The sequence below is a fragment of the uncultured Veillonella sp. genome, assembly GCF_915069625.1.
Taxonomy (GTDB): Bacteria; Bacillota; Negativicutes; order Veillonellales; family Veillonellaceae; genus Veillonella.
This window is the reverse complement of the sequence record NZ_CAJZFD010000067.1, coordinates 1-9,813: the sequence shown is the minus strand read 5'-3', so window position 1 is coordinate 9,813 and position 9,813 is coordinate 1. Positions and strand designations below refer to the sequence as shown.

The 9,813-nt window shown below is 41.4% G+C and carries 11 protein-coding genes; 10 read left to right on the top strand and 1 reads right to left on the bottom strand.

The genetic code is table 11. The annotated features are described in order from the left end of the window. Window positions 1–130: 130 nt before the first annotated feature. The 5 genes from QZ548_RS04950 to QZ548_RS04930 all read left to right on the top strand — a co-directional run bounded on the left by QZ548_RS04950 (window position 131) and on the right by QZ548_RS04930 (window position 4,264). A complete protein-coding gene (locus QZ548_RS04950; RefSeq protein ID WP_105089551.1) occupies window positions 131–502 on the top strand; it encodes a CGGC domain-containing protein in 372 nt (123 codons plus the stop codon). 173 nt (window positions 503–675) lie between these two features. Then, window positions 676–1,965: a M48 family metallopeptidase gene (locus QZ548_RS04945; protein ID WP_295868793.1), complete on the top strand. Its 1,290-nt coding sequence runs from the start codon at window positions 676–678 to the stop codon at window positions 1,963–1,965. Window positions 1,966–2,244: 279 nt separating this feature from the next. Beyond that, window positions 2,245–3,561 (top strand): pyridoxal phosphate-dependent aminotransferase, encoded by a 1,317-nt coding sequence (locus tag QZ548_RS04940; protein WP_295794581.1) that lies wholly within the window; start codon window positions 2,245–2,247, stop codon window positions 3,559–3,561. A gap of 132 nt (window positions 3,562–3,693) precedes the next feature. Next, window positions 3,694–3,963, top strand: a complete 270-nt coding sequence (locus tag QZ548_RS04935) for a type II toxin-antitoxin system Phd/YefM family antitoxin (RefSeq protein WP_039969464.1) — start codon at window positions 3,694–3,696, stop codon at window positions 3,961–3,963. Continuing rightward, window positions 3,947–4,264: a type II toxin-antitoxin system RelE/ParE family toxin gene (locus QZ548_RS04930; protein ID WP_005387372.1), complete on the top strand. Its 318-nt coding sequence runs from the start codon at window positions 3,947–3,949 to the stop codon at window positions 4,262–4,264. The genes QZ548_RS04935 and QZ548_RS04930 overlap by 17 nt, the downstream gene beginning before the upstream one ends. 79 nt (window positions 4,265–4,343) lie before the next feature. On the opposite strand, the gene QZ548_RS04925 is transcribed toward QZ548_RS04930, so the two are convergent. Further along, window positions 4,344–4,814, bottom strand: a complete 471-nt coding sequence (locus tag QZ548_RS04925; RefSeq protein WP_295868789.1) for a helix-turn-helix transcriptional regulator — start codon at window positions 4,812–4,814, stop codon at window positions 4,344–4,346. 390 nt (window positions 4,815–5,204) lie between these two features. Here QZ548_RS04925 and QZ548_RS04920 point away from each other — a divergent pair, with 390 nt between their 5' ends. The 5 genes from QZ548_RS04920 to QZ548_RS04900 all read left to right on the top strand — a co-directional run. After that, window positions 5,205–6,512, top strand: coding sequence for an FAD-dependent oxidoreductase (locus QZ548_RS04920; protein WP_295868787.1), 1,308 nt, complete (start codon window positions 5,205–5,207; stop codon window positions 6,510–6,512). Next, window positions 6,509–6,787 carry a ferredoxin family protein gene (locus tag QZ548_RS04915; protein ID WP_295868785.1) on the top strand — a complete coding sequence of 93 codons (279 nt, stop codon included), beginning with the start codon at window positions 6,509–6,511 and terminating at the stop codon, window positions 6,785–6,787. Before QZ548_RS04920 ends, QZ548_RS04915 begins: the two co-directional genes overlap by 4 nt. Before the next feature lie 4 nt (window positions 6,788–6,791). Beyond that, window positions 6,792–7,778: an electron transfer flavoprotein subunit beta/FixA family protein gene (locus QZ548_RS04910; RefSeq protein WP_295868783.1), complete on the top strand. Its 987-nt coding sequence runs from the start codon at window positions 6,792–6,794 to the stop codon at window positions 7,776–7,778. Continuing rightward, window positions 7,778–8,779 carry an electron transfer flavoprotein subunit alpha/FixB family protein gene (locus tag QZ548_RS04905; protein WP_060924160.1) on the top strand — a complete coding sequence of 334 codons (1,002 nt, stop codon included), beginning with the start codon at window positions 7,778–7,780 and terminating at the stop codon, window positions 8,777–8,779. The genes QZ548_RS04910 and QZ548_RS04905 overlap by 1 nt, the downstream gene beginning before the upstream one ends. A gap of 620 nt (window positions 8,780–9,399) precedes the next feature. Next, window positions 9,400–9,813, top strand: a 414-nt coding sequence (locus tag QZ548_RS04900) for an SDR family NAD(P)-dependent oxidoreductase (protein ID WP_295868780.1), incomplete at its 3' end; no start/stop codon positions are given.

The following is a 9,813-nucleotide window of genomic DNA, read 5'->3' as shown; positions in this document are numbered from 1 at the left end:
TTATATCATGTTTATTTATAATACATATATGGTTATATATATCTTGTATTCACTTATGTGCTTTAAGATACATCATTTCTCAATACATATGTTATACTAAGGTTTATACTATACTTTCATAGGAGGTTTTATGTCTAAAAAAATTGCAGTTCTCGTCAATGAGGATACAATGCAGCGCTGTTCTTGCGGCGGTTGTTTAAAAGCATTTATGAATAAAGCAGATTCTTTTGAGCGTTATGCTGATGAGGAGATTGAGTTGGTCGGTTTCACGCATAGTGGTGGCGATCTAGCTAAGAAAATTGAGTCTTTCAAGAAAAAAGGTGTTACTACGGTTCATCTTTCTACCTGTACTCGTGGTAAGAATGAAAATTATGAAAGCATCGCAGAGCAGTGTGCCGAGGCGGGCTTTGATGTAGTTGGCTATACCCATGGTGGTGCCGTTTCTAAAGATGGTAAAGAAGCGGTCGTACTTTCAGCTAAACCAGTAACATCAGATCAATAGTCAGCAATGTTTGAATGATCAATAATCCGTTGGAAAATCTTAGGATAAATGAATGATTGTTCCATTATTCATTCTATATTTACCATGAAGAGATACTATATACATAGTGTGTAAATCTAGTGTGATAATTTGTTTTATTACTATATGGTTAATCAATTCGAGAGGTTGAGAGAATGAACAAGAAACTTACAGCAGCTACGTTATCTGTAGCTATGGCAGCGACTATGGCGCCTGCTATTATGCAAACAGCACCTGTGAATGCTGCATCTAGTGCAGTACAAACATTGGCTGGTGGCGCTGTTGCTATGGCGTATGTATCTACTGCATTAAATAAAATGGATAACTCCGAACAAGGCCAACAAGAAAGCTTGGCGCGTACTAAGGAGAAAACTGGTTACTTGAACGATAGTGCAGCGCAAGCGCGTGTACAACGCATCTTGAAAACATTAGAGGCATCTCCTAGCGTAAAACGTTCTTACGTTGTCTATGTAAACCCTGATACAGAGTTTAATGCCTTTGCAACGCTTGGTCGCGTTATGTCTGTTAATAAAGGTGCTTTGGATACCCTTGATGATGATCAATTGGCCTATGTAATGGCCCATGAAATTGCTCATGGTGAACATAAAGATATTATCAATGGCGCTAAAAAGCAAATCGGCCTGTCTACAGCTGTAGGTATTGCAGCTGATGGTAGCGAAGGGGCCGGGTTATTATCTAACGTAGCTGGTAACTATTTGTCTAATCAAGTATTTACAATGAGCCAAGAAAAAGCAGCCGATGAATTAGGCTTCAAGATTTTAAGCGAATCACCATACAATGTGGGCGGTGCAGCTGGTTCTATGGCGGTATTGCGCAACAAGGTTGGGGAACACTATCGTGAAGGACTTTCACAAGTAGTGGCACCAAACAACCATCCTAAGTTGTCTGATCGGGTAAATAATAATATTTCCCGCATGTACACATACTCTGGAAATCACGTAAACGTGTCTAATGGCGCCGTTTACGTCAATGGCGATAATATCTATAGCCCAGCAGGTAGCGGCCGCTATACAGGGGAAGAACGGGCGTATTACATGGCTGGTAAATTGGCACGATTGTACCATAACAACCAAATTACACCAGGCTCTGCATCCTACAGCGGTGGCACTGTAACTGTAGCAGGCCAATCTATCGTATCTACGCCAAATGCTGACGTAGCATTACAAGTGGCTACAAACCTTAATAATGCTTTTGTAAAACCAGCGAGTGCGGCAGTTAATGCTAAAAACCCTGTGAAGGTGAAACAAGAAAAACCTAAAAAGGTAAAACAAGAAAAGGCTAAGCCTGTGAAAGCAGAAAAAGCTAAACCTGCTAAAGGTAAAGAGGTAAAACCTGTTACTAAGGCTTCTACAACAAAACATACAGCTAAAGCCACAAAGAATACGAACACAAATGATCATGGACGTAAATCTATTGATAGATAATTTGATGATTTAACTGTTCGATTGTTGATGTAGCATAAAAGACCGAGCTTAGATGGGCTCGGTCTTTTCTTTATGTATATGATAGGCTTATTTTTATAGTTTTTAGTAGATTTTCTATAGTAAAAGCACTATAATATTAGGTATCTATATATATCAATATATTAGTACTTTATCTTTGTAAAGAATAGAACTGCGGCTGTATGTAGTGGTTTTGTTACTTTTACAGTTAATATAGCCTCCCTATCGAGGCAGTTTCTTTTTTAGAGGAGTTGGATCTCAATGAAACAACCAGAATTGTCGCCGTATATGATGGCTCGAAAGCCATCTGGCATTCGCCTAGGACAAATTAAATTCTTGGAACGTAAGAACCCACCAATTTTGGTGAATGGTTCTATTGGTAATGTAATGCGTCCTATGCATCCCGCCATGCAGCGTCGGTTGTTCGATTTGGGCGGTGTGGATAGCCCGTTCCATACAGGCATTGTACCGTATGTACCAACGACAGGTACCGATGAATGCCGCGAAGCATTCCTTCACATTTTGCGCAGCCAAGGCTTTGATACAACAGGCCTTAATGTACTCGTAACAGATGGTGCATCTATGGCGATGGAAATCATTATGCTTGGCGTATGTGGTGGTGCTGGCGAAGAGGAACGCCCTCTTTTAATGTTCAACCCATCTTATACAAACTATGATGCGGTAGGTCTTCGTATCGGTCGTAAAACAGTCACTGTTGAGCGTGAACTTAATGAAAACGGCGAATTTGAATTGCCATCTGTTGAAACAGTAGAACAACGTATCATTGATACAAAACCAGGTGCGTTGCTCATCATTCCTTACGATAACCCTACAGGTCAATTATTCAGTAAAGAAACATTGATCGAATATACAAAATTATGTGTTAAACATAATTTGTGGATTATCTCTGACGAAGCCTATCGCGAATTGGCTTACGAAAAAGGTAAAGAAACATCTAGTATCTGGGCGTTAACTGATAAGGATGTGCCTGGCATTGAAGGCCGTCGTATCAGCCTTGAAACAGCTAGTAAGGTATGGAACGCTTGTGGCCTACGCATTGGTGCCATCATTACGGATAACAAATTATGCTATGAAAAATCGGTAGCCGAATATACAGCGAACCTTAGTGCTAATACATTAGGTCAATATATCTTTGGTGCTTTGGCTCATGAAAGCCATGCAGAGCTTCATAACTGGTATGAACAACAACGCGATTACTACCGTAAGATGATCTTTGAACTTCACGAAGGTTTCAAAGCAGTCGAACCTGATTTCATCGTATCTCGTCCAGAAGCGTCTATTTACTTTGTTATCGACGTACGGAAGGTAGCGAAACCTGGCTTTGATGGGGTAGAATTTGCCTCTTGGTGTGCTGAACACGGTGCTGTTAGCCTTGATGATGGTAAAGAATATACACTCCTCATGGCTCCACTCAATGGTTTCTATAGCGGTAAAAAAGGCGAAGATAATCCAGGCAGAACACAATTGCGCGTATCCTTCTGTGAAAATCCAGACCTATTGCGCTTGGCACCTGAATTATTATCTAAACTATTCAGAGCCTATGAAGCACAACGATAGAAGAAGTATAATTCTAATATAATAGATGCCCTCCTGTTGGAGGGCATTTTTAGTTGAACTATTGATTGCCATAATATTGTTAGTAAAATTAATAAAATAATGATAGAATTATGATATAAGGAGGTGTATATATTGATTAATATTAGACCTGTATCAGACTTGCGTAATAAATTTCCTGAAGTTGAAGAAACCGTTATTACAACAAATTCGCCTGTATTTTTAACTAAGAATGGATATGGAACTATGGTGTTAATGAGTATTGAACAATATTCAGCATTAACAGATCCTATTGAGTACGCCTTGGATGAAGCTGATTCTGCAGCAAAAGAAAGTAAAATTCGATACTCTGGTGCCGATGTATTTCGTCGCGTAAGGGAGAGAATCGATGGAGCGGAAATATAAACTTACGATTTTACCATTATTTGAAGAGGAGCTTAATCATATTGTTGATTATATAACTTATGTTCTGCATAATAGAGAAGCCGCTCATCAACTAATTACAGATATTGAGGCTGCTATATACACAAGATTAAGTTGTCCAGAATCTTTTGCCGTATATCCGAGTAAGAAACAACGTGAGTATCCATATTATAAAATTATAGTACGTAACTTTTATATCTTTTATGTAGTAATTGAAGATGTAATGGAGGTTCGTCATATTTACTATAATCGGCGAGATTTACAAAATATATTGAATGATTAAAAATAAAAAAGAGCTATAATCGCATGTGTATTATAGCTCTTTTCTTTTTATCCCTAAGTATGGTGAGTGAGGGAGAATGTTATTTCCTGTTTTCATCATGATCGGATCCCTTAGTATTGATTTCGACAGCGAGTTGTTCGCCAGGCATAGAGGATTCCTCTGTTAGTTCTGTCAAAGGATACGAAGTATCTTCTAAGTTTACCGTTTCTAATAATTTGTCGATATCATCCGATTGGATGGATATCTCTTTGTTATACCACTCGCCGAACTCATAAATTACCTTTTCGTTACGACGGAAATAGGTATATTGGTCAATCTTACGGGATTCTACAAGTTCTGCATTTTCTAAGATGCTCATAAATGTAGAGATGGAAGATTGAGATACACCACAGCGCTTTTGAATACTCTTAACGCTTACACTGTTAGGGAAATCGATAAGAGTTTTAGTGTGTACTTGTACACCGAATTCTTTCTCTGGGTGCTTTAGCCACAATATAATATCTAACCGATGTGGATTTGATAATGCTTTCAAGATTCTTAACGGGTCCATATGGCCTCCTCTGGTAATTCCAAAATAATGAGTGCCTAACCTTGACCGTGGTCTTGCATTATGCGGTCGTATTATACGCGTGTTGCTCCGTATAGGGTTTTTCCTACTTTTATCATACGCTACTTTCACTGTGAAAGCTAGATAAACTTATAAATTTCACGAATTGATGAATTTTGTTGCACCTATTGGTAATGAATAGTATGCAATAGTATAAGCTTATAATGAGTATATATACATCCTATAGAGCTATTTACAACATAATGTTAAAAAATATAGAATATATTCATTTTTCTGTGGTAATTTTTAGAGGTATTTTGGTTCTTAATAGAGAAATATATATACTATATGAACTTATGTAAGTCTAAGCTTTGATTTAAAGGAGCTGAGTATATGGCAATTGATCGCAATGAAACATTTGACGTTATCGTTGTTGGTGCAGGCCCAGCGGGCTCTGCAGCGGCGTTACGCCTTGCGGAGCAACGGGTAAAGGTTTTACTCATTGAACGCGGTACTGCACCAGGCGCTAAAAATATGATGGGTGGACGTATTTACACGCATTCTTTAGAACGGTTAGTACCGGACTTTAGAGACCGTGCCCCATTGGAACGTAAGGTAACAAAAGAACGCATTTCTATTGGCGCTGGCAATGAAATGACGACTATTGAATACAGCTACGAAGATGGACAACCGAACGAAGAATCCTACGTAGTATTGCGCGCTAAATTCGATAAATGGCTTGCTGAAGAGGCTGAGAAAAAGGGTGCTCTTCTCGTATCCAATGTACAAGTAACAGACCTTATTACTGAAGGTGAAGGTAAGAAACAACGCGTTGTGGGCGTTCGTTGCCACGATGATGAAGTATATGCAAAGCTCGTTATCATCGCAGAAGGCTCTAATACACTATTATTAGAAAAAGCAGGCCTCACAGCTCCTACCGATCCAAGCACTATGGCGGTAGGTGTAAAAGAGGTATACAAACTCAAAAAAGAGGACCTCGAAAATCGCCTCATGCTGTCTGGTGATGATGGCATGGCATGGCTTACGTTGGGCGATATGACCTCTGGCTTATTGGGGGGCGGCTTTATTTATACAAATAAAGATAGCCTTTCTGTGGGCATGGTTGTGGGCCTTGAAGACATCGGTAAAGCGGATCGTTCTGTAGACGACATGCTTTCAGCTTTCACAAGCCATCCAAGAATTGCACCATTGTTAAAAAATGGCCAATTAAAAGAGCATAGTGCCCACCTCGTACCTGAAGGGGGCTATAAATCGATGCCTAAATTGGGCGGTAATGGTTACATTATTGTTGGTGATGCGGCACGTATGTGTATGAACCTTGGGTATACTATTCGTGGTATGGACCTTGCTATCGAGTCCGGTATGTGCGCAGCAGATGCAGTTAACGTAGCGTTGCGCGACGAAAACATGGATCGCGTAGCTAAATTGTATGAACGTCAAATCAAGGCTTCTTGGTTACTGAAGGACTTGAAGCGTTACAAAAATATGCCTAAATTCCTTGCCACACATCCGCGTATTTTCAATGAATACCCAGCATTTGTTAACAATTTGATGCGCGACGTATTCACTGTAAACGGTGATGGTGCAGTACCAATGATGAAGAAAATGATGCGCCGTGTCGGAGACATTGGTCTATTTACCTTGATTCGTGATGCTTGGAAAGGGGTGCGTTCCCTATGAAACTAGAAGAGCGTTTGGGCTCCAATAAATATTATGTAGATGAAACGTCTCCTCATATCTTGGTGGATGGCGCTGGTTTTAGCCTTGAAGAGAAAATGAAACTCGTCAATGGCTGTCCTGCCGGTCTATATACATTGCAAGAAAACGGCGATTTAGCCTTTGATTTCGCCGGTTGCTTAGAATGCGGTACATGCCGTGTTCTTTGTGGTGAAACAATCGTAAAAACTTGGAAATATCCGCGTAACGCTAAGGGCGTAGAATTTAGACAGGGGTGAGTGTATGGAGTTATTAGTATGTATCAAACAGGTTCCAGATACATCTGAGATTAAGCTGGATCCGGAAACAAATAATCTCATCCGCACAGGCTTGCCTAGCATTGTAAACCCTGATGATATGCATGCGTTAGAGGCGGCATTGGCGGTAAAAGATCAATATGAAGGTAGTCGTGTAACAGTTGTCAGCATGGGGCCTCCACAGGCGGAAGAAGCGCTTCGCCAATGTTTAGCTCTCGGTGCTGATGATGCGGTACTCGTTACAGACCGCGCATTCGGTGGCGCCGATACATTGGCTACAAGCTATACCATTGCGTCTGCCATCCGTCATATTCAACGGACTATGAACCGCCAGTTCCAAATCATTTTCTGTGGTAAGCAGGCTATCGATGGCGATACGGCACAAGTAGGCCCTCAAATTGCAGAGGAACTCGGTATGGCGCAAGCTACCTATGCTTGTGAACTATCTGTAGATCAAGCAGCTCAAAAAGCAGTTGTAAAACGACAACATGAAAATGGCTATGAAATCGTAGAGGTTCCATTGCCGTTATTGGTTACAGCGACAGCTGAGCTCAACGAGCCACGCCAACCAGGCCTTTGGAGCTCTATTTATGCGAAACGTTATACCATTACTCACGTTACATTGCGAGATATGCCGCATATTGATGAAAGCCGTATCGGTCTTAACGGTTCCCCTACGCGTGTGCGCAAGGTGTACCAACCACCTCTCCGCGGTAAGGTAGAAATGTTGCCATCCATAGAGGAAGGGGCTAAAAAGGTTCTCGAATTGGCTTACCATATTAAACCAGATAAATTTGCCCATCTATTAGTGCCAAATGATGCGCCTGTTGAGGTGGCTGAGGACAATGATGAGGGTGTAGATGTAAAAGACCCTGTGCAACGGGCTGCGTCTGTTGAAAGCGTATCCCCTAGTGAATTTAAGGCGGTAGCAGCTGCTAAAGGTGATGAAGGTTCTAAAGGAGGTGACCGGTAATGGCCGTGACAAATTTTGATGAATATAGAGACGTCTTTGTCGTAGCCGATACCATCGATGACGTGGTGCATCCGGTTACGTATGAACTGATCGGCCAAGCTCGCCGTATCGCTAAGGAATTGGGCCAGCTCGTTCAAGTTATGCTATTGGGCGAGAATGTTCAAACCGAAGCAGAGGAACTCGTAGCACATGGTGCCGATATCGTTCACGTTTTTGAAAGCCCGCTTTTGAAATACTACACAACAGATGGATACACAAAGGTGTTAACAGACTTCTTTGAAGATCATAAGCCGAATATCCTCTTGATTGGTGCTACTAACAACGGTCGTGACTTGGCGCCTCGCATGTCTGGTCGCATGCAAAACGGCGTTGTAGCAGACTGTACGATCTTAACGGTAGATACGAATGAAGGCCTTGTAGAATGGACACGTCCTGCCTTGGGCGGTAATATCTTGGCGGAAATCATTTCTCCAAACCATCGTCCTCAAATGGGCTCCGTACGTCCTAACGTGTTCAAAAAGCCTGAACGTATTGCAGATAGCTGGGGCCGTATTCAAATTGAACAATTTGATCTCAAGCCTGAAGATATTCGCATGAAACGCCTCGACTTCATTCCGTTCAGCAAAGATGGTTACAATATCCAAGAAGCGGATATTATCGTAGCTGGTGGCCGTGGCATGGGCTCTAAAGAAAACTTCGATAAACTTTACGAACTAGCTGATGCTATCGGTGGCGTTGTAGGTGCTACACGTCCACTCGTTGAAAAAGGCTGGATTGAATTGCCATACCAAGTAGGCCAAACAGGCAAAACTGTAAGCCCTAAACTATACTTGGCATTTGGTATCTCCGGTGCTATCCAACACGTGAGCGGTATCTCCGGTGCTGACACAATCGTGGCTATCAACAACGATCCAAACGCAGAAATCTTCCAACACGCTAACTATGGCATTGTGGGGGATTGCATGGAAGTGTTAAATGATATGTTGGCGCATCTGAAATAAAGAGCAAGAGTATTTGAGCTCTCCTCGTAAAACCTAATAAACCATAGGGATACCTATCCTCAGCCTTCATGGGTACGCGTAGCGCCCAAGGCGGCTTCGAATAGGTATCCCTATTTATTTTCTAGCTACAGTAGAGCTCAAATATCTTAGCGTTACATACAGATACATCAGCATATCATTCTAGGGATTAGTGAAAGGCTCCATAGTGACCTAAGTCGCTTCCGGAACGGTAATCCTTTTTCATTTCTATGCGCTTTTCCTTCAGATGCGTCAATATATCATTTGGGGGAAGGGGAAGAGTGGTACACGTAGCGCCCAAGGCGGCTTCGAATAGGTATCCCTATTTGCCTTTCCTACTGTAGTAGAGCTCAAATATTTACACTCTAAATTTAAGCTGCTACACAAATTTATTTAGATGGGAGATAGGATGTCATTTTCAGAAAGGGTATCCTATCATATCCCTAAATCCATAAGCCACTTTATGGGGGCTTTTAAATACATTCTGCGCCTATGTATACACTATTTTTGTTGTTTATAGGTGGTAGGGTAGCGTTTTTTGTTTTTTATAATGGTATAATGAACTTATTAGAATAGAACGGATTGATGATGAGGAGGCTTTTATGGCTCGTAATGTTTTTGTCACTGGTGCAACGTCTGGTATTGGTCTTTGTATTGCAGAGGCGTATGCCAAGCATGGCGATAATGTGTTGATTTCTGGCCGTCGTGCTGAGTTATTGGGTGAGGTACAGGCTCGTTTGTCTAAGGAATATGGCGTACGTGTTGAGACTTTGGTTCTTGATGTGCGTAGTCGTGAGGATGTTGAAAGCAAGGTTCCTGCAGCTATCGAGGCTTTTGGTGGCGTTGATGTACTTGTAAATAATGCCGGTCTTGCTCAAGGGCTTGATCCTTTCCAAGATAGCTCTGTTGCTGATGCGGTGACTATGATTGATACCAATGTGAAAGGCCTTTTATATGTAACAAAAGCGGTATTGCCTTTCATGATTGATAAAAATGAAGGTCATATTGTAAATATG